Annotated in this window: 33 protein-coding genes; 1 reads left to right on the forward strand and 32 read right to left on the reverse strand. The window is 61.3% G+C overall.

The genetic code is table 11. The features are described from left to right. The 29 genes from CXQ88_RS02255 to rpsJ all read right to left on the reverse strand — a co-directional run bounded on the left by CXQ88_RS02255 (position 1) and on the right by rpsJ (position 16,718). Positions 1 to 1,011, reverse strand: a complete 1,011-nt coding sequence (locus tag CXQ88_RS02255) for a DNA-directed RNA polymerase subunit alpha (protein WP_013601812.1) — start codon at positions 1,009 to 1,011, stop codon at positions 1 to 3. 130 nt (positions 1,012 to 1,141) lie between these two features. Then, complete coding sequence (gene rpsK, locus CXQ88_RS02260) at positions 1,142 to 1,543, reverse strand: 30S ribosomal protein S11 (protein WP_018769149.1); 402 nt, start codon at positions 1,541 to 1,543, stop codon at positions 1,142 to 1,144. 48 nt (positions 1,544 to 1,591) lie between these two features. Then, entirely contained in the window at positions 1,592 to 1,966 is a 375-nt protein-coding gene (rpsM, locus tag CXQ88_RS02265) for a 30S ribosomal protein S13 (protein ID WP_028275004.1), read from the reverse strand. Positions 1,967 to 2,142: 176 nt separating this feature from the next. After that, positions 2,143 to 2,256, reverse strand: coding sequence for a 50S ribosomal protein L36 (gene rpmJ / locus CXQ88_RS02270; RefSeq protein WP_009358722.1), 114 nt, complete (start codon positions 2,254 to 2,256; stop codon positions 2,143 to 2,145). Between the two features lie 70 nt (positions 2,257 to 2,326). After that, a complete protein-coding gene (gene infA, locus CXQ88_RS02275) occupies positions 2,327 to 2,548 on the reverse strand; it encodes a translation initiation factor IF-1 (RefSeq protein ID WP_009358723.1) in 222 nt (73 codons plus the stop codon). Between the two features lie 175 nt (positions 2,549 to 2,723). After that, positions 2,724 to 3,665 (reverse strand): P1 family peptidase, encoded by a 942-nt coding sequence (locus tag CXQ88_RS02280; RefSeq protein ID WP_104042726.1) that lies wholly within the window; start codon positions 3,663 to 3,665, stop codon positions 2,724 to 2,726. Between the two features lie 45 nt (positions 3,666 to 3,710). Continuing rightward, on the reverse strand, positions 3,711 to 4,538 hold the full coding sequence (map, locus tag CXQ88_RS02285) for a type I methionyl aminopeptidase (protein ID WP_104042528.1): 828 nt from the start codon (positions 4,536 to 4,538) through the stop codon (positions 3,711 to 3,713). A 70-nt stretch (positions 4,539 to 4,608) separates the two neighbouring features. Further along, positions 4,609 to 5,178: an adenylate kinase gene (locus CXQ88_RS02290; protein WP_181037396.1), complete on the reverse strand. Its 570-nt coding sequence runs from the start codon at positions 5,176 to 5,178 to the stop codon at positions 4,609 to 4,611. Between the two features lie 5 nt (positions 5,179 to 5,183). Further along, positions 5,184 to 6,494, reverse strand: a complete 1,311-nt coding sequence (secY, locus tag CXQ88_RS02295) for a preprotein translocase subunit SecY (RefSeq protein WP_104042530.1) — start codon at positions 6,492 to 6,494, stop codon at positions 5,184 to 5,186. A gap of 217 nt (positions 6,495 to 6,711) precedes the next feature. Beyond that, on the reverse strand, positions 6,712 to 7,203 hold the full coding sequence (gene rplO, locus CXQ88_RS02300; RefSeq protein ID WP_104042531.1) for a 50S ribosomal protein L15: 492 nt from the start codon (positions 7,201 to 7,203) through the stop codon (positions 6,712 to 6,714). Next, positions 7,204 to 7,410, reverse strand: coding sequence for a 50S ribosomal protein L30 (gene rpmD / locus CXQ88_RS02305; protein WP_028269574.1), 207 nt, complete (start codon positions 7,408 to 7,410; stop codon positions 7,204 to 7,206). Positions 7,411 to 7,412: 2 nt separating this feature from the next. After that, the gene (gene rpsE, locus CXQ88_RS02310; RefSeq protein ID WP_104042532.1) at positions 7,413 to 8,135 is read right to left on the reverse strand and encodes a 30S ribosomal protein S5; all 723 of its coding nucleotides are present in this window, start codon (positions 8,133 to 8,135) and stop codon (positions 7,413 to 7,415) included. Next, positions 8,132 to 8,515 carry a 50S ribosomal protein L18 gene (gene rplR / locus CXQ88_RS02315; RefSeq protein WP_079596676.1) on the reverse strand — a complete coding sequence of 128 codons (384 nt, stop codon included), beginning with the start codon at positions 8,513 to 8,515 and terminating at the stop codon, positions 8,132 to 8,134. The genes rpsE and rplR overlap by 4 nt, the downstream gene beginning before the upstream one ends. 2 nt (positions 8,516 to 8,517) lie before the next feature. Beyond that, positions 8,518 to 9,054, reverse strand: coding sequence for a 50S ribosomal protein L6 (rplF, locus tag CXQ88_RS02320; RefSeq protein ID WP_104042533.1), 537 nt, complete (start codon positions 9,052 to 9,054; stop codon positions 8,518 to 8,520). Between the two features lie 18 nt (positions 9,055 to 9,072). Beyond that, on the reverse strand, positions 9,073 to 9,471 hold the full coding sequence (gene rpsH, locus CXQ88_RS02325) for a 30S ribosomal protein S8 (RefSeq protein WP_104042534.1): 399 nt from the start codon (positions 9,469 to 9,471) through the stop codon (positions 9,073 to 9,075). Between the two features lie 85 nt (positions 9,472 to 9,556). Then, positions 9,557 to 10,138, reverse strand: a complete 582-nt coding sequence (gene rplE, locus CXQ88_RS02330; protein ID WP_104042535.1) for a 50S ribosomal protein L5 — start codon at positions 10,136 to 10,138, stop codon at positions 9,557 to 9,559. Beyond that, on the reverse strand, positions 10,138 to 10,497 hold the full coding sequence (gene rplX, locus CXQ88_RS02335) for a 50S ribosomal protein L24 (protein WP_104042536.1): 360 nt from the start codon (positions 10,495 to 10,497) through the stop codon (positions 10,138 to 10,140). Before rplX ends, rplE begins: the two co-directional genes overlap by 1 nt. A gap of 3 nt (positions 10,498 to 10,500) precedes the next feature. Continuing rightward, the gene (gene rplN, locus CXQ88_RS02340; RefSeq protein WP_024366126.1) at positions 10,501 to 10,869 is read right to left on the reverse strand and encodes a 50S ribosomal protein L14; all 369 of its coding nucleotides are present in this window, start codon (positions 10,867 to 10,869) and stop codon (positions 10,501 to 10,503) included. A gap of 490 nt (positions 10,870 to 11,359) precedes the next feature. Beyond that, positions 11,360 to 11,665: a 30S ribosomal protein S17 gene (rpsQ, locus tag CXQ88_RS02345; RefSeq protein WP_104042537.1), complete on the reverse strand. Its 306-nt coding sequence runs from the start codon at positions 11,663 to 11,665 to the stop codon at positions 11,360 to 11,362. Beyond that, positions 11,662 to 11,991 (reverse strand): 50S ribosomal protein L29, encoded by a 330-nt coding sequence (gene rpmC / locus CXQ88_RS22565; protein ID WP_104042538.1) that lies wholly within the window; start codon positions 11,989 to 11,991, stop codon positions 11,662 to 11,664. Before rpmC ends, rpsQ begins: the two co-directional genes overlap by 4 nt. Before the next feature lie 2 nt (positions 11,992 to 11,993). Continuing rightward, entirely contained in the window at positions 11,994 to 12,410 is a 417-nt protein-coding gene (gene rplP, locus CXQ88_RS02355) for a 50S ribosomal protein L16 (protein WP_013601829.1), read from the reverse strand. Beyond that, positions 12,411 to 13,244 carry a 30S ribosomal protein S3 gene (gene rpsC, locus CXQ88_RS02360; protein ID WP_104042539.1) on the reverse strand — a complete coding sequence of 278 codons (834 nt, stop codon included), beginning with the start codon at positions 13,242 to 13,244 and terminating at the stop codon, positions 12,411 to 12,413. After that, positions 13,245 to 13,610: a 50S ribosomal protein L22 gene (gene rplV / locus CXQ88_RS02365; RefSeq protein ID WP_009358304.1), complete on the reverse strand. Its 366-nt coding sequence runs from the start codon at positions 13,608 to 13,610 to the stop codon at positions 13,245 to 13,247. 38 nt (positions 13,611 to 13,648) lie between these two features. Beyond that, entirely contained in the window at positions 13,649 to 13,930 is a 282-nt protein-coding gene (gene rpsS / locus CXQ88_RS02370; protein WP_018773666.1) for a 30S ribosomal protein S19, read from the reverse strand. 12 nt (positions 13,931 to 13,942) lie between these two features. After that, positions 13,943 to 14,782: a 50S ribosomal protein L2 gene (rplB, locus tag CXQ88_RS02375; protein ID WP_043454598.1), complete on the reverse strand. Its 840-nt coding sequence runs from the start codon at positions 14,780 to 14,782 to the stop codon at positions 13,943 to 13,945. A 29-nt stretch (positions 14,783 to 14,811) separates the two neighbouring features. Continuing rightward, positions 14,812 to 15,117 carry a 50S ribosomal protein L23 gene (gene rplW, locus CXQ88_RS02380; protein WP_066293292.1) on the reverse strand — a complete coding sequence of 102 codons (306 nt, stop codon included), beginning with the start codon at positions 15,115 to 15,117 and terminating at the stop codon, positions 14,812 to 14,814. Then, positions 15,114 to 15,737, reverse strand: coding sequence for a 50S ribosomal protein L4 (gene rplD / locus CXQ88_RS02385; RefSeq protein WP_104042540.1), 624 nt, complete (start codon positions 15,735 to 15,737; stop codon positions 15,114 to 15,116). Before rplD ends, rplW begins: the two co-directional genes overlap by 4 nt. Before the next feature lie 4 nt (positions 15,738 to 15,741). Beyond that, complete coding sequence (gene rplC, locus CXQ88_RS02390; RefSeq protein ID WP_013601833.1) at positions 15,742 to 16,392, reverse strand: 50S ribosomal protein L3; 651 nt, start codon at positions 16,390 to 16,392, stop codon at positions 15,742 to 15,744. A 17-nt stretch (positions 16,393 to 16,409) separates the two neighbouring features. Continuing rightward, positions 16,410 to 16,718, reverse strand: a complete 309-nt coding sequence (rpsJ, locus tag CXQ88_RS02395) for a 30S ribosomal protein S10 (protein ID WP_003803825.1) — start codon at positions 16,716 to 16,718, stop codon at positions 16,410 to 16,412. A 387-nt stretch (positions 16,719 to 17,105) separates the two neighbouring features. Here rpsJ and CXQ88_RS02400 point away from each other — a divergent pair, with 387 nt between their 5' ends. Next, positions 17,106 to 18,542, forward strand: coding sequence for a GH1 family beta-glucosidase (locus CXQ88_RS02400; RefSeq protein WP_104042727.1), 1,437 nt, complete (start codon positions 17,106 to 17,108; stop codon positions 18,540 to 18,542). Positions 18,543 to 18,560: 18 nt separating this feature from the next. Here CXQ88_RS02400 and CXQ88_RS22230 read toward each other — a convergent pair whose 3' ends face one another. The 3 genes from CXQ88_RS22230 to fusA all read right to left on the reverse strand — a co-directional run bounded on the left by CXQ88_RS22230 (position 18,561) and on the right by fusA (position 22,354). Then, positions 18,561 to 18,686, reverse strand: a complete 126-nt coding sequence (locus CXQ88_RS22230) for a hypothetical protein (protein WP_258061655.1) — start codon at positions 18,684 to 18,686, stop codon at positions 18,561 to 18,563. A gap of 101 nt (positions 18,687 to 18,787) precedes the next feature. Further along, positions 18,788 to 19,978, reverse strand: coding sequence for an elongation factor Tu (gene tuf / locus CXQ88_RS02405; protein WP_104042541.1), 1,191 nt, complete (start codon positions 19,976 to 19,978; stop codon positions 18,788 to 18,790). A gap of 261 nt (positions 19,979 to 20,239) precedes the next feature. After that, on the reverse strand, positions 20,240 to 22,354 hold the full coding sequence (gene fusA, locus CXQ88_RS02410; protein WP_104042542.1) for an elongation factor G: 2,115 nt from the start codon (positions 22,352 to 22,354) through the stop codon (positions 20,240 to 20,242). Positions 22,355 to 22,375 lie beyond the last annotated feature (21 nt).

A 22,375-nucleotide genomic window follows, 5' to 3' on the forward strand; every position in this document is an offset into this window, starting at 1 on the left:
TTAGAGTTCGTCGTCGCCGAAGGCGGCGTCGTCCTCTTCGATTGCTGCGGCGCGTGCTGCGAGGTCAAAACCGGGAGGCGAGTCCTTGAGGGACAGGCCCAGTTCAACCAGCTTTGCCTTGACCTCGTCAATGGACTTGGCACCGAAGTTGCGGATGTCCATCAGGTCAGCCTCGGAGCGGGCAACGAGTTCACCCACGGTGTGGATGCCCTCACGCTTGAGGCAGTTGTAGGAGCGGACGGTGAGGTCCAGATCCTCGATCGGCAGGGCCATGTCGGCTGCCAGGGCAGCGTCGGTGGGTGACGGGCCGATCTCGATACCTTCAGCTGCGGTGTTCAGCTCACGTGCCAGACCGAAGAGCTCCACCAGGGTGGTGCCTGCGGAAGCGACGGCATCGCGCGGGGCGATGGCCTGCTTGGTCTCGACGTCGACAATCAGCTTGTCGAAGTCGGTGCGCTGCTCAACACGGGTTGCTTCCACGCGGAAAGTAACCTTCAGTACCGGCGAGTAGATGGAGTCAACCGGGATACGGCCGATCTCTGCATCGCCGGACTTGTTCTGAGCTGCCGAAACGTAGCCGCGGCCGCGCTCGATGGTCAGTTCGAGTTCGAACTTGCCCTTCGAGTTCAGCGTGGCGATGTGCAGATCCGGGTTGTGGAATTCGACGCCGGCCGGCGGAGCGATGTCCGCTGCGGTGACGACTCCGGGGCCCTGCTTGCGCAGGTAAGCAACAACCGGCTCATCGTGCTCGGAGGAGACCGACAGGCTCTTGATGTTCAGGATGATCTCAGTGACATCTTCCTTGACACCCGGAACCGTGGTGAACTCGTGCAGCACGCCATCGATCCGGATGCTGGTTACAGCGGCACCGGGGATGGAGGAGAGCAGGGTACGGCGGAGGGAGTTTCCGAGGGTGTAGCCGAAGCCCGGTTCCAGCGGTTCAATGATGAACCGTGAACGGTTTTCGGAGACTACCTCTTCGGAGAGGGTGGGGCGCTGTGCAATGAGCACTTAGGTTTCCTTTCGGCGAGCATCCGCTATATGACGCAACACAGGTGGTGGAAATTCGGTCTGAAGACTTAACGCGCTGGGCTTGCCCGGACCATCAACGGTCCGGGCAAGCTCATGCGGCGGGAAAGCCTTAGACGCGGCGGCGCTTCGGCGGGCGGCAGCCGTTGTGCGCAGCGGGGGTGACGTCCTGGATGGAGCCAACCTCAAGGCCTGCGGCCTGCAGCGAACGAATCGCGGTCTCGCGTCCGGAACCCGGTCCCTTGACGAAAACGTCAACCTTGCGCATGCCGTGCTCCTGAGCGCGCTTGGCAGCGGCTTCAGCAGCCATCTGGGCAGCGAACGGAGTGGACTTACGCGAGCCCTTGAAGCCAACCTCACCTGAGGAAGCCCAAGAGATAACAGCGCCGTTCGGATCCGTGATGGAAACGATGGTGTTGTTAAAAGTGCTCTTGATGTGCGCCTGGCCCAGCGCGATATTCTTTTTGTCCTTCTTACGCGGCTTGCGAACCGCGCCACGAGTCTTCGGGGGCATTATTTCTCCTACAGAAAGTTATTGGGGAGCCGGTTAATCCCGAAGGATTTAACGGGCCTTCTTCTTGCCTGCGACGGTGCGCTTCGGGCCCTTGCGGGTACGCGCGTTCGTCTTCGTACGCTGTCCGCGTACTGGCAGGCCCTTGCGATGGCGGATACCTTCGTAGCTGCCGATTTCAACCTTGCGGCGGATATCTGCTGCTACTTCGCGGCGAAGGTCACCCTCAACCTTGTAGTTGCCTTCAATGTAGTCACGCAGCTCAACCAGCTGGGCGTCAGTGAGGTCCTTGACACGGACGTCAGCACTGATGCCAGTGGCAGCCAGGGTTTCGTGTGCACGGGTCTTGCCCACGCCGTAGATGTAAGTAAGCGCAATTTCCAGCCGCTTTTCGCGGGGAATGTCTACGCCAGCGAGACGAGCCATAGTGGCAGTACTCCTTGAATAAACCGGAGGTCGTAGGCAGTACACCCGCACGTTCTATGCGGCCCCAGCCTCCGACCGGGGGTTAGCTGTCCGGGCTCATGCGTCCCAATTCAGCTTGTGCTGCCTTTATTTACTTGCGTGGGTTAGCAACCCAGGATTTCCTTCAGGGAAGGAAATTAGCCCTGGCGCTGCTTGTGGCGCGGGTTCTCGCAGATCACCATGACCCGGCCATTACGGCGGATCACTTTGCACTTTTCGCAGATCTGCTTGACGCTCGGCTTGACCTTCATGGCATTCCTTTGCGTGTAACAGTTGGTCAACTGGAGCGGCAGTCAGTTCGCACTGAAGCCGCCCAGCAATTTACTTGTAGCGGTAGACGATACGACCACGGGTGAGGTCGTACGGGCTCAGCTCCACCACTACGCGGTCCTCAGGGAGAATCCTGATGTAGTGCTGACGCATCTTTCCAGAGATGTGTGCCAGTACGATGTGCTTGTTGGTGAGCTCAACGCGAAACATCGCGTTAGGCAGCGCCTCAGTCACAACGCCTTCGATCTCAATGACCCCGTCCTTCTTGGCCATACCCTCCGCTAACTGTTGTTGCCGCAGTCCTGCCGGATTGCACCGGGCATGACCACGAACGTTTTTGTTGGATCGATTGTCAGCTCCAGGCCCCAAAAGGGCGTGGCAGTCCAGACAACCAACAAGCAACACTACTCCGTATCGGCGTAAAAGTTAAATCGGCCATAGTAACGTACTACGCGCCGAAGGCACCATATTCACCGGCTGGAGTGCTCACCGCCTTCGCGCTGGCCACGCCGTCGAGGATGGCCAAACGTACGACGTCGGCTGCCGCACTTTGAAGGGTAATAAGACTCATCTGCCGGGCAGCTTCGTCCGTGCGGTCCAAGTGCACTGAGCCCGTCGCGAGGCAAAAGACGGAGTCACCGTCGGCAAGAGTGTGGCTGGGGTTGAGGGCCCGGGCGATCCCTGCGTGGGCAGCAGACGCAGTCCGCTTACATTCGGCCACATGCAGGATCGCATTGGTAGCGACGACGACAAGGGTTGTGTTCAGTTGCGAACCCGGTTGGGCCTCCGCCGCAGCAGCCGAAACCCCCTGGGTCGTTGTGTCGAACGGCAGTCCGAGCGCATTCACCACGGCCAACGCGCCGACAACGACTCCGTTGTCCAGGATGATGGATGCCGTACCGACGCCGCCCTTATAGGTCCGGGCCATCAGTGCTCCGGTGCCGGCTCCGACGTTGCCGCGTTCGACGTCGTGCCCTTCCTCTTCCGCAGCGGCGGCGACAGTTGCCGCGTAGCCCATGTCCGGCGTCGGGCGTGCTGAGAAGTCGCCGCCGCGGCCGAGATCGAAGATCGCGGCTGCCGGGACGATCGGCACTACTCCCCCGGGAACAACGAAGCCCCGGTTGTTTTCCTCGCACCAGCGCTGCGCACCGGAGGCAGAGGCCAGGCCATAGGCGCTGCCGCCGGTGAGCACCACGGCGTCCACTGCGCTGACCAGGGTTGTAGGGTCGAGAGCATCAGTTTCATGGGTGGCCGGCCCGCCGCCCTGGACATCCACCGAACCAACTGTGCCCGGCGGCGGCAGGACCACTGTCACTCCGGTGAGCCAGCCGTCGTCGGACTTCTGTACGTGGCCAACCCGGACCCCGGGCACATCGGTGATTGCTCCCATGGCACCCATTGTTCCCCCTCCCCCAATCGGGAAGAGGCAAACGACCTACGGAATCGGGACGGGGGTGACGCCGAGGGGCACTAGGTGCTCCGCGCCGCCGTCGGGCGCTGAAAGCACCCAGATGCCCTTGTCGTGGACCGCCACGGAGTGCTCCCACTGGCAGGAGCGCTTGCCGTCCGTGGTGACCACGGTCCAGTCGTCCTCCAGCACCGCTGTGTCGATGCTGCCCCGGACCAGCATGGGCTCGATCGCGAGGCACAGGCCCGGACGGACCTTGGGGCCGCGGTGGCTGGTGCGGTAGTTGAGCACGTCCGGCGGCATGTGCATTTCCGAGCCGATGCCGTGGCCCACGTAGTCCTCGAGGATGCCCAGCGGCTTGCCGGGAACGGAGGATACGTAGTCGTCGATGGCCGCGCCGATGTCGCCCACGTGCTTTCCGGTGGCCAGTGCCGCAATACCCCGCCACATAGCCGCCCGGGTGACGTCCGAGAGGCGCTGGTCCTCGGGGTCAGCGGTGCCCACGATGACGGTCCGCGCAGAGTCCGAGTGCCAGCCGTTGACGATCGCGCCGCCGTCGATCGAGATGATGTCGCCGTCGCGGAGCACGCGGCTGCCGGGGATGCCGTGGACCACTTCCTCGTTCACGGAGGTACAGATGGTGGCCGGGAAGCCGTGGTAGCCGAGGAAGTTGGATTTCGCGCCGGCTTCGTTGAGGACGGCGGCGAAGACGTCGTCCAGGTGCTTGGTGGTGACTCCGGGGACGGCTGCTGCAACGGCGGCGTCCAGGGCGCGGCTGAGAACCAGGCCTGCTTCATGCATGGTGCGCATCTGGGCGTTGGTCTTGTATTCGATGCGGGGCTGGCCAAAGGCCATGGTGTTTCCTTTCAAATGGCTGAGGCTCCTCCCGTTTACCGGGAGGAGCCTCGGAAAAGCTTTGCCTGAATCAGGCTGCCTGTGCAGCCTTGATGGCCTGCATCACGCGGTCTGTGACCTGGTCGATAGGGCCAATGCCGTCCACCTGGGTGAGGATGCCGCGTTCGGCATACTTGGACACCACAGCTTCGGTCTGCTCGTGGTACAGGTCAAGGCGGTGGCGGATGACGGCTTCGTTGTCGTCGCTCCGGCCTGTTTCCTTGGCACGGCCAAGCAGGCGGGACACCAGTTCCTCATCGTCGGCGGTCAGCTGCAGGACGACGTCGAGCTTCTCCTCGCCCTCGGCGAGGATCTCATCGAGGTAGTCCACCTGCGCGGTGGTGCGGGGGTAGCCGTCCAGCAGGAAGCCGCTTTCGACGTCGGACTCGCTGAGCCGGTCGCGCACCATCTTGTTGGTGACGCTGTCCGGAACGAAGTCCCCGGCGTCCATGTACTTCTTGGCTTCAATGCCAAGAGGCGTTTCGCCCTTTACGTTTGCACGGAAGATATCGCCGGTGGAGATCGCCACAACGCCGAGGCGCTCCGAGATCCGCTCAGCCTGCGTTCCTTTTCCGGAACCGGGAGGTCCAATAATCAGCATTCTCGTCATCGCAAAAGCCCTTCGTAGTGACGTTGTTGTAGCTGCGCATCAATCTGCTTGACGGTCTCCAGGCCAACGCCCACCATGATCAGGATCGAGGTGCCACCGAACGGGAAGTTCTGGTTCGCGTTGATCAGTACCAGTGCCACCAGCGGAATCAGCGCCACGAAGCCCAGGTAGAGGGCGCCGGGCAGGGTGATCCGGGAAAGCACGTACTGGAGGTAGTCTGCGGTCGGTTTGCCCGCGCGGATACCTGGAATGAAGCCGCCGTACTTCTTCATGTTGTCCGAGACCTCTTCAGGGTTGAAGGTGATCGCGACATAGAAGTAGGTGAAGAACACGATCATGGCGAAGTACAACACCATGTAGATCGGCTGGTCACCGCGGACCAGGTTGTTGTTGATCCATTCAACCCAGGGCTGTAGCTGTTCGCCCTGCCGCGGCTGGTTGAACTGGGAGATCAGGCCCGGCAGGTAAAGCATGGACGAAGCGAAGATCACCGGGATAACGCCGGCCATGTTGACCTTGATGGGGATGTACGTACTGGTACCCCCCACTGTGCGGCGGCCAATCATCCGCTTGGCGTACTGCACCGGTACACGGCGCTGGGATTGCTCAACGAAGACAACGAGAGCCACGGTCAGCAAGCCGATTGCGAGGACCATAAAGAAGGTTCCGGGACCCTGCGAGCTCCAGATGGCGCCGAGGGAGGTGGGGAACGTGGCCGCGATGGACGTGAAGATGAGCAGGGACATGCCGTTGCCCACGCCCTTCTCGGTGACCAGTTCGCCCATCCACATAATCAGGCCGGTGCCGGCCGTCAGGGTGATGATGAGCAGGATGGTGGTGATGACGCTGCTGTCCGGGATGATCGGCAGGTTGCAGCCGGGCAGAAGCTGCCCGGAACGCGCCAGGGAAACCAGCGTGGTGGCGTTCAGCAGGCCCAGGGCGATGGTGAGGTACCGCGTGTACTGGGTCAGTTTGGACTGCCCGGACGCACCCTCTTCGTAGAGCTGTTGGAACCGGGGAATGACCACCCGGAGCAGCTGGACGATGATGCTTGCCGTGATGTACGGCATGATGCCCAGGGCGAAGATGGACACCTGGAGCAACGCACCGCCGCTGAACAGGTTGACGAGCTGGTACAGGCCGCCTGCGGTCTGACCGTTCTGCAAGCATTGCTGGACATTCTGGTAGTCCACACCTGGCGAGGGAATGAAGGCACCCAAGCGGAAGATGGTGATGATTCCCAGCGTGAACAACAACTTGCGTCGCAGATCAGGCGTGCGAAAGGCCCGGCCAAATGCGCTAAGCAAGCGTCCTCCTGGTGGTTAATTAAGAGTGGTGTGATGGGGATCTATCAATCCCAACAACCGAGTCTAACGGTTGGATGCGCCATGCGAACAATCCGTGGACGCGCGCAAGCGGTGGGTGGCGGGAAATATACGCCCGGCGGATGCAAAAAACTCCCGGCCTCCAGGGCCTCAGCCCCGGAAACCGGGAGTTCAACAGCGGGCTTTCGCCCCACCGGCTCTAGAGAGCGGTGGTGCTTCCGCCTGCTGCAGCAATCTTTTCAGCGGCGCTGGCCGAGAATGCGTGGACGGTGACGTCAACCTTGACGGTGATGTCGCCGGTGCCCAGCACCTTGACGGGCTGGTTCTTGCGAACGGCACCCTTTTCGACCAGGTTCTCCACGGTGACTGCGCCACCTTCCGGGAACAGCTCGTTGAGCTTGTCCAGGTTTACAACCTGGAACTCAACCCGGAACGGGTTCTTGAAGCCGCGCAGCTTCGGCAGGCGCATGTGCAGCGGCAGCTGGCCGCCGGCAAAGCCAGCCTTGATCTGGTAGCGGGCTGCAGTACCCTTCGTACCACGACCGGCGGTCTTACCCTTGGAACCCTCACCACGACCAACGCGGGTCTTGGCGGTCTTGGCACCCGGGGCGGGACGCAGGTGGTGAACCTTCAGTGCGTTCTGCTTCTCAGCAGCGGCGCTCTGTGCCTTGTCAGCAGTGTTCTCTGCCATTTACTTCGCCTCCTCTACCTTTACCAGGTGCGGAACCGTGTTGAGCATTCCCACGGTGACGGCGTCGGCGGTGCGGACAACGGTGTGTCCGATCCGCTTCAGGCCGAGGGACCGCAGGGTGTCGCGCTGGTTCTGCTTGCCGCCAATGGCGGACTTGATCTGAGTGATCTCCAACTGGGTGTCGGAGGGAATCAGGTTCTTAGCCATAACTAGGCACCTGCCTTCGAAGCCAGGAGAGCCTTCACCAGTGCCGGCGGAGCGATCTCGTCGAGGGGCAGGCCGCGGCGTGCTGCCACTGCTGCCGGCTCTTCGAGGCGCTTCAGGGCATCAACGGTCGCGTGAACGATGTTGATGGCGTTGGAGGAACCGAGCGACTTGGAGAGGATGTCGTGGATGCCCACGCACTCCAGTACTGCACGGACCGGGCCACCGGCGATAACACCGGTACCGGCGGAGGCCGGACGCAGCATAACGACGCCTGCAGCAGCCTCACCCTGAACGCGGTGCGGGATGGTGCTGCCAACGCGGGGAACGCGGAAGAAGGACTTTTTGGCCTCTTCTACGCCCTTCGCGATCGCGGCAGGAACTTCCTTAGCCTTGCCGTAGCCAACGCCGACCATGCCGTTGCCGTCACCGACGACGACCAGGGCGGTGAAGCTGAAGCGACGACCACCCTTGACCACCTTGGAGACGCGGTTGATGGTGACGACGCGCTCTACGAACTGGCTCTTCTCGGCTTCACGGCCGCCGTCGCGGCCGCCACGGCCACCACGGTCGCCGCGGCCCTGGCCACGGTCGCCACGCTCGCCGCGACGAGCGCCGCCACGGCGGTCGTCGGCAGCTGCGGGAGCAGTGGTCTCAGTGGCAGCTACGGCTTCAGTAGCCTTCTGATCTGCAGACACAGTGTCCTTTTCCTTGTTTGCTTCCGTCACAGTGACAGCCCACCTTCACGTGCACCGTCAGCGACGGCGGCGATCCGGCCGTGGTACTTGTTACCACCGCGGTCGAAGACAACAGCTTCGATACCGGCAGCCTTGGCACGCTCTGCGACGAGTTCGCCAACGCGCTTGGCCTTGGCAGTCTTGTCGCCGTCGAATGCACGAAGGTCGGCTTCCAGAGTGGAGGCGCTCGCTACGGTCAGGCCCTTGGTGTCATCGACAACCTGGACGAATACGTGGCGTGCGGAACGGTTGACGACCAGACGAGGACGTACAGCCGTACCGGAGATGCGCTTACGGATACGAAGCTGGCGGCGGCTGCGCGAAGCAGACTTGCTCTTGTTCGTACGCTTCTTGTTAATTGAGATGGCCATGGTTACTTACCAGCCTTTCCGACCTTGCGGCGGATGACTTCGCCGGCGTAACGGATGCCCTTGCCCTTATAGGGGTCCGGCTTCCGCAGCTTGCGAATGTTGGCAGCAACCTCGCCGACCTGCTGCTTGTTGATTCCTGAAACAGAGAGCTTGGTCGGGGTCTCAACTGCAAAGGTGATGCCGTCCGGTGCGGAGACATTGACCGGGTGGCTGTAACCGAGAGCGAACTCAAGGTCAGATCCCTTGGCCTGAACGCGGTAACCAGTACCAACGATTTCAAGCTTCTTCTCGTAGCCCTTGGTAACGCCCTCGATCATGTTGGAGATCAGGGTGCGGGTCAGGCCGTGGAGTGAACGGGAGGCGCGCTCGTCGTTCGGGCGGGCGACAGTCAGGGTGTCTGCTTCCAGGGAAACCTCGATCGGGCTGGCCACAGTGTGGTTCAGCTCGCCTTTGGAACCCTTGACGCTGACGACAGAGCCGTCAACCTTGACCTCAACGCCGGCAGGAACGGTGATGGGGAGACGTCCAATACGTGACATTATTCTCTTCCTTTCCCGTTACCAGACGTAAGCGAGGACTTCGCCGCCCACGCCCTTCTTGCCGGCCTGCTTGTCAGTCAGGAGGCCGGAAGAGGTGGACAGGATTGCGACACCCAGGCCACCCAGCACGTGCGGCAGGTTGGTGGACTTTGCGTAAACACGCAGGCCCGGCTTGGAGATACGACGAACACCAGCGATTGAACGCTCGCGGTTCGGTCCGAACTTGAGCTCGATGGTCAGCTTCTTGCCAACCTCAGCGTCTTCTTCCTTCCAGCTGGCAATGAAGCCTTCGGCCTTAAGGATGTCAGCAACGCGTGCCTTGAGCTTGCTGTACGGCATGGACACGGAATCGTGGTATGCCGAGTTTGCATTGCGCAGACGCGTAAGCATGTCTGCGACAGGATCTGTCATTGTCATGGTGGGCTCTTGCCCTTCCTCATAACGGTTTCCGCGGTGCTGCTTCGAGTAGAAGCCGTACCGCCGGACCTTTTACGTAGTTAGATTAGTCTTCGGCCTTGAACGGGAAACCAAGCGCCTTGAGCAGCGCACGGCCTTCGTCATCGGTCTTGGCAGTGGTGACAACCGTGATGTCCATACCGCGGACGCGGTCGATCTTGTCCTGGTCGATCTCGTGGAACATAACCTGCTCGGTCAGACCGAAGGTGTAGTTGCCGTTACCGTCGAACTGCTTGCCGGAGAGACCACGGAAGTCCCTGATACGGGGCAGTGCGAGGCTGACCAGACGGTCCAGGAATTCCCACATGCGGTCTCCACGCAGGGTAGCGTGTGCACCGATGGGCATGCCTTCGCGCAGCTTGAACTGAGCGATGGACTTGCGGGCCTTGGTTACCTGCGGCTTCTGGCCGGTGATCTGGGTGAGGTCGCGGACAGCGCCGTCGATCAGCTTGGAGTCCTTGGCGGCATCTCCAACACCCATGTTCACAACGACCTTCACGAGGCGCGGAACCTGGTTGACGTTTTCGTACTTGAATTCCTCAATGAGCGTGCTCTTGATGGAATCGGCGTACTTGGTCTTCAGACGAGGAACGATCTTCGTTGCCGGAGTCTCGAGAGTCTCAGTCATTAGATGTCCTTCCCTGAGCTCTTGGCCACGCGGACGCGCACTTCGCGCTGGACGCCATTGCGCTCAACAGTCTCGGTGCGGAAGCCAACGCGGGTGGGCTTCTTGGTGGACGGGTCAACCAGAGCCACGTTGGAGATGTGGATCGAAGCTTCAACAACCTCGATGCCACCGGTCTTGGTGCCGCGCTGCGACTGACCGACCTTGGTGTGCTTGGTTACGCGGTTGATGCCTTCGACCAGCACGCGGTTGGTCTCGGGGAACACGCGCAGGACCTTGCCCTGCTTGCCGCGGTCGCCGCCACGCTCAGCCTTGGCGCCAGTGATGACCTGAACGAGGTCACCCTTTTTGATCTTAGCCATGGACTAGAGCACCTCCGGAGCCAGAGAAACGATCTTCATGAACTTCTTGTCACGAAGTTCACGACCAACCGGTCCGAAGATACGGGTACCGCGGGGGTCACCGTCAGCCTTCAGGATCACAGCTGCGTTCTCGTCAAACTTGATGTAGGAACCATCCGCACGGCGGCGTTCCTTCTTGGTACGGACGATGACTGCCTTGACAACATCGCCCTTCTTTACGTTGCCGCCGGGGATTGCATCCTTGACGGTTGCGACAATGACGTCGCCAATGCCTGCGTAGCGACGGCCAGATCCACCGAGAACGCGAATGGTAAGGATTTCCTTAGCACCCGTGTTGTCGGCGACCTTGAGTCGCGACTCCTGCTGAATCACTATTTACTCCTTGCGTCGCGCCGGTTCTCAGACCGAAAATCTTCCTACGGAATGAGCCTTGCGGAACGGTTGATCGGGGTGTCTCTTGACCTGCCTGGATTTTGCCAGACCAGGCCTAAACTCCCGTGCCAGAAGCAGTTGCTCCCATCCGGTCCAGGAGATCCTGGGCGCAAGGGGGCACTATGCCGTAGCACGCTTGTTTACGAGGTTTGATGTCGGCGCACGAAAGGCGCCATACAAACTCAAAATCTTAGCACGTTTTCCGCTCATCCCCATATCACCGCCGGCGCTCCCCCGCAAGACGGACGACGGCGTCGCGCACGGCAGCCTTTCGGCCCGCCTCGCCTGCCACTCCCCCGCAAAGACGCCGCCCCGACGTCGTCCGCGCCTAGAGGCCTGCGGGCGTGACGGCTTTCAGAGGCGCCGGGTTAACGCGGAAGCCCCCGCTCCCAAAGGGAGCAGGGGCTTCCGGTTACCGAAGCAGCAGGTGCTACTTGGCCTTCTCGAGGATTTCCACGAGCCGCCAGTTCTTGGTGGCGGACAGCGGGCGGGTCTCGGCGATGACTACGAGGTCGCCGATGCCGGCGGTGTTCTCTTCGTCGTGTGCCTTGACCTTGGAGGTACGGCGGATGACCTTGCCGTACAGGGCGTGCTTCACGCGGTCTTCAACCTGGACAACGATGGTCTTTTCCATCTTGTCAGAGACCACGTAGCCGCGACGCGTCTTGCGGTAACCGCGCTGCTCAGCCGTGGCTGCGGTAGCAGTTTCGGTCACGTTCTCGTCCTTTTCACTCACTTGGCATCCTCCCCGGTCTCAACCGTTTCAGCCTTGTCGGCCTTCTTGGTTGCTGCCTTCTTGGACTTCTTCTCTTCCTTGGCTTCCACAACCGGTGCGGCAACCTCGGCACGAATGCCCAGCTCGCGCTCACGGAGAACGGTGTAGATGCGGGCGATGTCCTTCTTTACCGCGCGCAGCCGACCGTGGTTCTCCAGCTGTCCGGTGGCGGACTGGAAACGCAGGTTGAACAGCTCTTCCTTGGCCTTGCGGAGTTCTTCAACGAGACGCTCGTTGTCGAAACCGTCCAGCTGTGCGGGAGCCAGATCCTTGGATCCTACTGCCATTTCTATTCACCACCTTCGCGACGCAGAATGCGTGCCTTCAACGGGAGCTTGTGGATTGCCAGGCGCAGGGCCTCGCGTGCTACCGATTCTTCGACGCCGGAGATCTCAAAGAGAACCCGACCCGGCTTGACGTTTGCGACCCACCATTCCGGTGAACCCTTACCGGAACCCATGCGGGTTTCGGCAGGCTTCTTGGTGAGGGGACGGTCCGGGTAAATGTTGATCCAGACCTTACCGCCACGCTTGATGTGGCGGGTCATCGCGATACGTGCAGACTCGATCTGACGGTTGGTGACGTATGCCGGGCTCAGGGCCTGGATGCCGTACTCACCGAAGGAGACCTTGGTGCCGCCCGTAGCAGCGCCGGAACGACCCGGGTGGTGCTGCTTACGGTGCTTGACTCGACGTGGGATAAGCATTTAAGCCTGTCCTCCTTCTGCAGCAGCAGGTGCTGCCTCAACTGCCGGAGCTTCGGCAGCAGGAGCTGCGTCAGCGGCCGGGCGGTCGTTGCGACGGCGGCGGTCACCACGGTCAGCGCCACCCGGGCGGCCCGGACGGTCGCTGGGACCGCGGCCACGGGACGGGGCGGAAGCGGCCTGCTGGGCCAGTTCCTTGGCGGTGACGTCACCCTTGTAGATCCAAACCTTCACACCGATGCGGCCGAAGGTGGTCTTGGCTTCGTAGAAGCCGTAGTCGATGTTCGCGCGGAGGGTGTGCAGGGGCACACGGCCTTCGCGGTAGAACTCCGAGCGGGACATTTCAGCGCCACCCAGTCGACCCGAGCAGGCGATACGGATGCCCTTGGCACCTGCACGCTGTGCGGACTGCATGGCCTTCTTCATTGCGCGGCGGAAAGCCACACGTGAAGTCAGCTGCTCAGCAACGCCCTGGGCAACAAGCTGTGCTTCCATCTCGGGGTTCTTGACCTCGAGGATGTTCAGCTGAACCTGCTTGCCGGTGAGCTTTTCGAGCTCGCCGCGGATGCGGTCTGCTTCTGCTCCACGGCGGCCGATGACGATGCCCGGGCGGGCCGTGTGGATGTCCACGCGGACACGGTCACGGGTGCGCTCGATCTCAACCTTGGCGATACCGGCGCGCTCCATGCCCGTGGACATGAGCTGGCGGATGCGGATGTCTTCGCGAACGAAGTCCTTGTACCGCTGGCCGGCCTTGGTGCTGTCAGCGAACCAGTGCGATACGTGATCGGTGGTGATGCCGAGTCGGAACCCGTGCGGGTTTACTTTCTGTCCCACTTAGCGAGCCTCCTCTTTCTCCGGGGTAGCGACTACCACGGTGATGTGGCTGGTGCGCTTCTTGATCTGAAATGCACGACCCTGGGCACGCGGCTGGAACCGCTTCATGGTCGGGCCTTCATCAACAAACGCTTCGCTGATGATGAGGTCGCCTTCGTCAAACGCCACGCCGTCGCGGTCCGCGAGGACCCGGGCGTTGGAGATTGCCGACTGAACTACCTTGAATACCGGCTCCGAAGCTGCCTGGGGGGCAAACTTCAGAATTGCCAGAGCCTCATTCGCTTGCAAACCACGAACAAGGTTGACGACGCGCCGGGCCTTCATAGGCGTTACGCGGATGTGGCGCGCAATTGCCTTGGCTTCCATTGCTTTCCTTCTCTCGTCTTTGACGTAAGTGCAGGCGCCTAGCGGCGCTTGCCCTTACGGTCGTCCTTGACATGGCCGCGGAATGTCCGCGTGGGAGCGAATTCGCCGAGCTTGTGCCCGACCATCGACTCAGTGACAAACACCGGGATGTGCTTGCGTCCGTCGTGCACGGCGATCGTGTGCCCGAGCATGTCGGGGACGATCATCGAACGGCGGGACCAGGTCTTGATGACGTTCTTGGTGCCCTTTTCGTTTTCCCTGGCTACCTTCACAAAGAGGTGCTGGTCAACGAAAGGACCTTTTTTCAGGCTGCGTGGCATGTGTCCAGGCTCCTATCGCTTGTTCTTGCCAGTACGACGGCGACGCACAATAAGCTTGTCGCTCTCTTTGTTCGGGCGGCGCGTGCGGCCTTCCCGCTTACCGTTCGGGTTGACGGGGTTACGTCCACCGGACGTCTTGCCCTCGCCACCACCGTGCGGGTGGTCAACCGGGTTCATGGCGACACCACGGACGGTCGGGCGGACGCCCTTCCACCGCATACGGCCGGCCTTGCCCCAGTTGATGTTCGACTGCTCGGCGTTGCCCACCTCGCCGACGGTTGCGCGGCAGCGCACGTCAACGTTGCGGATTTCACCGGAAGGCAGACGCAGCTGGGCGAAGCGGCCTTCCTTGGCGACGAGCTGGATGGATGCACCGGCGGAGCGGCCCATCTTGGCGCCGCCACCCGGACGCAGTTCAACTGCGTGGATAACGGTACCCACCGGGATGTTGCGCAGGGGCAGGTTGTTGCCAGGCTTGATGTCAGCGTTGGCACCTGCCTCTACGAAGTCACCCTGGGACAGCTTGTTCGGGGCGATGATGTAACGCTTGGTGCCATCAACGTAGTGCAGGAGGGCGATGCGAGCCGTACGGTTCGGATCGTACTCAATTTCAGCAACGCGGGCGTCAACGCCGTCCTTGTCGTGGCGACGGAAGTCGATCAGACGGTACTGGCGCTTGTGTCCGCCACCCTTGTGACGGGTGGTGATCTTACCGGTGTTGTTACGGCCGCCCTTTTTGGGCAGCGGACGTACCAACGACTTTTCCGGCGTCGACCGCGTGATTTCGATGAAGTCCGCTACGCTCGAGCCACGACGGCCCGGGGTAGTCGGCTTGTATTTACGGATTCCCATAATTTATTTCCTCGTTAAAGTGGTCTCCGCTACGCGAGCGGACCGCCGAAGATGTCGATAGTGCCTTCTTTGAGGGTGACAATCGCACGCTTGGTGTTCTTGCGGGTACCCCATCCGAATTTGGTGCGCTTGCGCTTACCGGCACGGTTGATGGTGTTGATCGAGTCGACCTTGACGGAGAAGATCTTCTCCACGGCCAGCTTGATCTCGGTCTTGTTCGACCGGGGGTCCACCAGGAAGGTGTACTTGCCCTCGTCGATCAGGCCGTAGCTCTTTTCCGACACGACGGGTGCAAGCACGACGTCGCGGGGATCCTTGATGGTGGCTGCACTCACTTGGCATCCTCCTCGTTCTTTGCCACTGCCTTGCCCGCAACGAATGCTTCGTAGGCAGCCTTGGTGAAGACAACGTCATCAGACACGAGAACGTCGTAGGTGTTCAGCTGGTCTGCGTACAGAACGTGAACACCGGCGAGGTTGCGCACGGACAGTGCAGCAACATCGTTGGCGCGCTCGATGACAACCAGCAGGTTCTTGCGGTCGGAAACGCCGCGCAGCGTTGCGAGTGCAGTCTTGGCGGACGGCTTGGTGCCCTCAACCAGTTCGGCAACAACGTGGATGCGTCCGTTACGCGCCCGGTCAGACAGTGCGCCGCGCAGTGCAGCAGCAATCATCTTCTTGGGGGTGCGCTGGCTGTAGTCACGCGGGGTGGGACCGTGGACAACGCCACCGCCGGTCATGTGAGGAGCACGGATGGAACCCTGACGGGCGCGGCCGGTACCCTTCTGCTTGAACGGCTTGCGTCCTGCACCTGAAACTTCAGCGCGGGTCTTGGTCTTGTGGGTACCCTGGCGAGCAGCAGCGAGCTGGGCAACGACAACCTGGTGCAGCAGCGGCACGTTGGTCTGTACGTCGAAGATCTCTGCAGGCAGGTCAACCTGGACAGTGTTAGCCATTGGACTAGGCTCCCTTCACGGCGGTGCGTACGAGGACGACCTGGCCGCGGGCGCCGGGAACGGCACCCTTGATAAGGAGCAGCGACTTCTCGACGTCAACCGCGTGGACCGTGAGGTTCAGCGTGGTGTGACGAACGGCGCCCATGCGGCCGGCCATTTTCATGCCCTTGAAGACGCGGCTCGGGGTGGATGCGCCACCGATTGAACCGGGCTTACGGTGGTTCTTGTGGGCACCGTGGGAAGCTCCAACGCCGTGGAAGCCGTGACGCTTCATAACACCGGCGAAGCCCTTACCCTTGGTGGTGCCGATGACGTCGATCTTCTGGCCGGCTTCGAAGACCTCTACGGAGAGCTCCTGGCCCAGCTCGTACTCAGCAGCATCTGCGGTACGGAGTTCGACGACGTGGCGGCGAGGCGTGACGCCTGCCTTTTCAAAGTGACCAGCCAGCGGCTTGGTTACCTTGCGGGGGTCGATCTGGCCATAGCCGATCTGTACGGCTACGTAGCCATCAGCTTCTGCGTTGCGCAGCTGGGTGATGACGTTCGAATCTGCCTGGACCACAGTGACAGGGATGAGCTTGTTGTTCTCGTCCCAGACCTGGGTCATGCCGAGCTTCGTGCCCAGCAGGCCCTTTACGTTACGGGTTGCGGTCATAGTCTCTCAGCACCTCCCTACAGCTTGATTTCGATGTTCACGTCTGCCGGCAGGTCGAGACGCATAAGCGAGTCAACAGCCTTCGGCGTGGGATCGATGATGTCGATAAGACGCTTGTGCGTGCGCATTTCAAAGTGCTCGCGGCTGTCCTTGTACTTGTGCGGAGAGCGGATTACGCAGTAAACGTTCTTCTCCGTCGGCAGCGGCACGGGGCCAACTACAGTTGCGCCTGCGCGCGTGACCGTCTCAACGATCTTCCGTGCTGAAACGTCAATGACCTCGTGGTCGTATGACTTCAGCCGGATGCGGATTTTTTGTCCCGCCATGTCGCCTGACTCTCTTTCAGTAAATGCTGCTCTGTTTACTTACCTGTTGTATGTGGCTGCCGAAGCATTTGAAGTCGTAACTACCACCCGCCGCACAAACTGAATCCGGATGAATCCGGGTTCCTCACCTTGCCGACGTAACCGACCCCCGCGGTCGGGCGTGTCGCGCTTGGCACGCATACAAATCCGCAACTCCATGGGGAGGGGGTTATGTTTGGTCTTCCACCTGGACCCTGCACCCGGCATTATCCGGATCGGGACGCGAAGAAGCGCTTGAACAACTCATCTAGTATGCCGGAATCTGGCGCCATAAGCGAATTGGCCCTTTTCTCCGGAGCCCTTCCCCGGGTCATTGCCAACGGCAACAGCCGAATGGATGATAGGGGCATGACGCTGGAGAGCACCGAATCCGTGGCTGAACTGGCCAGCCGTATGCCGCCGTCGTTCACCCTGGGCGTGGCGGCCGCAGCTTTCCAGATCGAAGGAGCCCTTACCCAGGGAGGCCGGGGCCCTTCGGGCTGGGACGCCTTCGCCGAGAAGCCGGGCAGCATTATGGACGGGCACTCCCCCGCTGTGGCCTGCGACCACTATAACCGCCTGCCGGAGGACATCGCCCTTCTCCAGGAGCTGGGCGTGGACTCCTACCGCTTTTCGCTGTCCTGGCCGAGGATCCAGCCCGACGGCCGGGGAAACCTGAACGCCGAGGGGCTGGACTTCTATGACCGGCTGATCGACCAGTTGCTCGCCGCCGGCATCTCCCCCATGGCAACCCTCTACCACTGGGATACCCCGCTGCCGCTGGAACAGCGCGGGGGCTGGATGAACCGTGAGACAGCTGAACGGTTCGGCGAGTATGCCGCTGCCGCCGGCGAACGCTATGGCGACCGCGTGGCCCAGTGGGTCACGCTGAACGAGCCGCTGTCGGTGACCCTGAACGGCTACGCCCTTGGCGTCCATGCCCCCGGCCACACCCTGATGTTCGACGCACTTCCGGCCATCCACCACCAGCTCCTGGCCCACGGGCTCGGTGCCCAGGCCCTGCGTGCTGCAGGAGTCAAGGGAGACGTTGGCGTCACCAATCTCCACTCGCCAGTCCGGCCTGCCAGCCGGAAGGTCGGGGACAGGTTGGTGGCCAAGCTATACGACCTGCTCATGAACAGGATCTACGCCGATCCTGTACTGCTTGGCCGCTACCCCAGCCTCCCGCTGTATGCCAAGCCCTGGCTGCGTTCAATAGGAAGGATTTCCGACGCCGATCTCCGGACCATCCACCAGCCGCTCGATTTCTACGGCCTCAACTACTACTTCCCGGTGAAGGTGGCCATTGGCCGGGGGGTGACGCCCATTCCGGCGGATACGCACAAGGCGGTAGCCAGGCTCCCCTTCCACGAGGTGGGCTACCCGGAGTACAACCGCACCGGATTTGGCTGGCCCGTGGCTCCGGACCATTTGGGTGTCCTGCTCAAGGAACTGCAGGACCGGTACGGTGACGCGCTCCCGCCGGTCTACATCACCGAAGGCGGAGCAAGCTTCCCTGAGCCTGACCGGGTCTCCGGCCCCGTCCAGGACGAGGAGCGGATGAATTACATCGCTTCGCACCTGCGGGCTGCGCTGGACGCCACCTCGCCTGGCGGGGCAGCCCCGGGCGTGGACCTGCGCGGCTACTACGTGTGGACCCTGATGGACAATTTCGAATGGGCGGCAGGCTACTCGCAGCGCTTCGGGCTGGTGCACGTGGACTTCGAAACATTGGAGCGCACACCCAAGCAGTCCTTCTACTGGTACCAGGCGCTCGGCAAGGCACGGAGGGCCGCAGCGGGCTAGCCATCCGGCCTCGCGCCACTACTGGTTTTTGTTTGCCCTGTTGATCCGCTTGGCGCGGTCGATCTCGTTGCGGAAGTGCTTCTTGGCCCAGAACACACCGGCCACCACCACAACCGCGATAATCAGAAAAATAAGCCATCCCATGATGAACTCCTTTCGGTCCAGCAACAGTATCAGGGAGGGGTAAACCAAAAAGAACAGCCCCGCTGCAGTAGCAGCGGGGCTGTTCTTCAGTTCAACCAGAATTACTTGTTGATCTTGGTAACGCGTCCTGAACCAACGGTGCGGCCGCCTTCGCGGATTGCGAAGCCGAGGCCCTCTTCCATGGCGATGGGCTGGATGAGCGCAACGGTCATCTCAGTGTTGTCGCCAGGCATAACCATTTCCGTGCCCTCGGGCAGGGTGATAACGCCGGTTACGTCCGTGGTACGGAAGTAGAACTGCGGGCGGTAGTTGGAGTAGAACGGGTTGTGACGTCCGCCTTCGTCCTTGGAGAGGATGTAGACGTTAGCCTCGAAGTCGGTGTGCGGGGTGATGGAACCCGGCTTGACGACAACCTGGCCACGCTCTACGTCATCGCGCTTCAGACCGCGGAGCAGGAGGCCACAGTTCTCGCCGGCCCATGCTTCGTCGAGCTGCTTGTGGAACATCTCGATACCGGTAACCGTGGTCTTCTGGACCGGGCGGATGCCGACGATCTCGACCTCGGAGTTGATGGCGAGGGTTCCACGCTCGGCGCGGCCCGTAACAACGGTGCCACGGCCGGTGATCGTGAAGACATCTTCGATCGGCATCAGGAAGGGCTTGTCGCGGTCGCGGATGGGGTCCGGAACGGACTCATCCACAGCAGCCATCAGGTCCTCAACGGACTTGACCCACTCGGGGTCGCCTTCCAGGGCCTTCAGGCCGGAAACGCGGACAACCGGTGCTTCGTCGCCATCGAAGCCCTGTGAGCTAAGCAGCTCACGAACTTCCATTTCAACGAGGTCCAGCAGTTCCTCATCGTCAACCATGTCGGACTTGTTCAGCGCGACCAGCAGGTAGGGAACACCAACCTGGCGGGCAAGCAGAACGTGCTCGCGGGTCTGAGCCATCGGGCCGTCAGTGGCGGCAACCACGAGGATTGCACCGTCCATCTGTGCAGCACCGGTGATCATGTTCTTGATGTAGTCAGCGTGACCGGGGGCGTCTACGTGTGCGTAGTGGCGCTTCTCGGTCTGGTACTCAACGTGGGAGATGTTGATGGTAATGCCGCGCTGACGCTCTTCGGGAGCAGAGTCAATCGACGCGAAGTCACGCTTCTCGTTGAGAGTCGGGTACTTGTCGTACAGCACCTTGGAAATGGCGGCCGTCAACGTCGTCTTACCGTGGTCAACGTGACCAATGGTGCCGATGTTAACGTGCGGCTTAGTCCGCTCGAACTTTGCCTTTGCCACAGGTTCCTCCTAGAACGTTTTCAAATGACATACCCTTCAGCCGCGCTTGTCGCGGCGGAAACTCAGGTAAGTCTACTTGGGGGGCTTTGGATTGGTGAAATTGCAGATTCAGGAACTAATACTAGTCCCTCGAGCCTGTTCGTGCAGATGGCCGGAAACCGGCTTGTCCGGATGAATCCGACCGTACCCGGCCACCTGCACCAGGCGGACCTCCGTCAACCGGAAGCACACCCGAGTTTGTTCGCTGCGAGCGTCCGAAGACTACTCGCCGCGGTTCTTCTGGATGATCTCGTCGGCGAATGCCTTCGGGACCTCGGCGTAGCTGTGGAACGTCATGGAGTACACAGCGCGTCCCTGGGTCTTCGAGCGCAGGTCGCCGATGTAGCCGAACATGCCGGACAGCGGGACGTGCGCACGGATGACCTTGACACCCTGTGCATCTTCCATGGACTGCATCTGGCCACGGCGGGAGTTGAGGTCACCGATAACTTCACCCATGTATTCCTCAGGGGTGCGGACCTCTACATCCATCAGCGGTTCGAGCAGGACAGGGTTCGCCTTGCGTGCGGCTTCCTTGAAAGCCATACGGCCGGCGATCTTGAATGCCATTTCCGAGGAGTCAACATCGTGGTAAGCGCCGTCAATCAGCGTCGCCTTGATGCCAACAACGGGGTAGCCGGCCAGGACGCCGTCGTTCAGTGCATCCTGGATACCAGCGTCAACCGAGGGGATGTATTCGCGAGGAATACGGCCACCGGTGACCTTGTTCTCGAACTCGTACAGCTCGCCCTCGGAAGTGTCCAGCGGCCCAATGGCAATCTGGATCTTCGCGAACTGGCCCGAACCACCGGTCTGCTTCTTGTGCGTGTAGTCGTGACGCGCAACAACATTCTTGATGGTTTCGCGGTACGCGACCTGCGGCTTACCGACGTTTGCCTCGACCTTGAATTCGCGGCGCATGCGGTCCACCAGGATGTCCAGGTGGAGCTCGCCCATGCCGGCGATGATGGTCTGGCCGGTGTCTTCGTTGAGGGAGACCTGGAAGGTGGGGTCCTCAGCGGAGAGCTTCTGGATGGCCGTGGAGAGCTTCTCCTGGTCACCCTTGGTGTTCGGCTCGATAGCAACAGAGATCACGGGCTCAGGGAAGCTCATGGACTCGAGCACGATCTGGTTGGCGGAGTCGCACAGGGTATCCCCTGTGGTGGTGTCCTTCAGACCGATCGCTGCGTAGATGTGGCCGGCGGTAGCGCCGTCAACGGGCATTTCCTTGTTGGCGTGCATCTGGAACAGCTTGCCGATGCGCTCCTTCTTGCCCTTGGTGGAGTTGACCACCTGGGCGCCTGCTTCCACGTGACCGGAGTAAACGCGGATGAAGGTGAGCTGGCCGAAGAACGGGTGCGCGGCAATCTTGAACGCCAGAGCCGAGAACGGCTCCTCGGAGGAAGGCGCGCGGACAATTTCCTTCTCTTCGTCGCGGGGATCGTGACCGACCATCGGCGGAACGTCGAGCGGGTTCGGCAGGTAGTCGACAACTGCATCGAGCATGGGCTGAACGCCACGGTTCTTGAAGGCCGAACCGCAGAAGATCGGGTAAAGCTCGGAGTTGATCGTCATCTTGCGGATGCCGGCCTTGAGCTCGTCGACGGAGATCTCTTCGCCCTCAAGGTACTTCTCCATGAGTTCCTCGGAGGACTCCGCAACAGCCTCAACGAGGCTTGCGCGGTACTCTTCGGCCTTTTCCTGGAGGTCAGCCGGGATCTCGCGGATCTCGTACTTCGCACCCATGGTGACATCACCCTTGGCATCGCCGGGCCACACCAGCGCACGCATGTAAAGCAGGTCCACGACGCCGATGAAGTCGTTCTCGGCACCGATGGGCAGCTGCATAACGAGCGGCTTGGCCCCCAGGCGGCTGATGATGGTGTCTACGGTGAAGTAGAAGTCGGCACCAAGCTTGTCCATCTTGTTGACGAAGCAGATGCGCGGGACGTTGTACTTGTCAGCCTGGCGCCAAACGGTCTCAGACTGCGGCTCAACGCCTTCCTTGCCATCGAAGACGGCGACAGCGCCGTCGAGGACGCGCAGTGAGCGCTCAACCTCAACGGTGAAGTCAACGTGGCCGGGGGTATCGATGATGTTGATCTGGTTGTTTTCCCAGAAGCAGGTCACGGCGGCAGACGTGATGGTGATGCCGCGTTCCTTTTCCTGTTCCATCCAGTCAGTGGTCGAAGCGCCGTCGTGCGTTTCGCCGATCTTGTGGTTCACACCCGTGTAGAACAGGATGCGCTCGGTGGTGGTGGTCTTGCCGGCATCAATGTGGGCCATGATGCCGATGTTGCGGACCTTACTAAGGTCGGTAAGCACGTCCTGTGCCACGGTGTCTCCCTTTCGGATGGA

It is taken from the genome of Arthrobacter sp. ZGTC412 (assembly GCF_002929215.1).
Classification (GTDB): domain Bacteria; phylum Actinomycetota; class Actinomycetes; order Actinomycetales; family Micrococcaceae; genus Arthrobacter.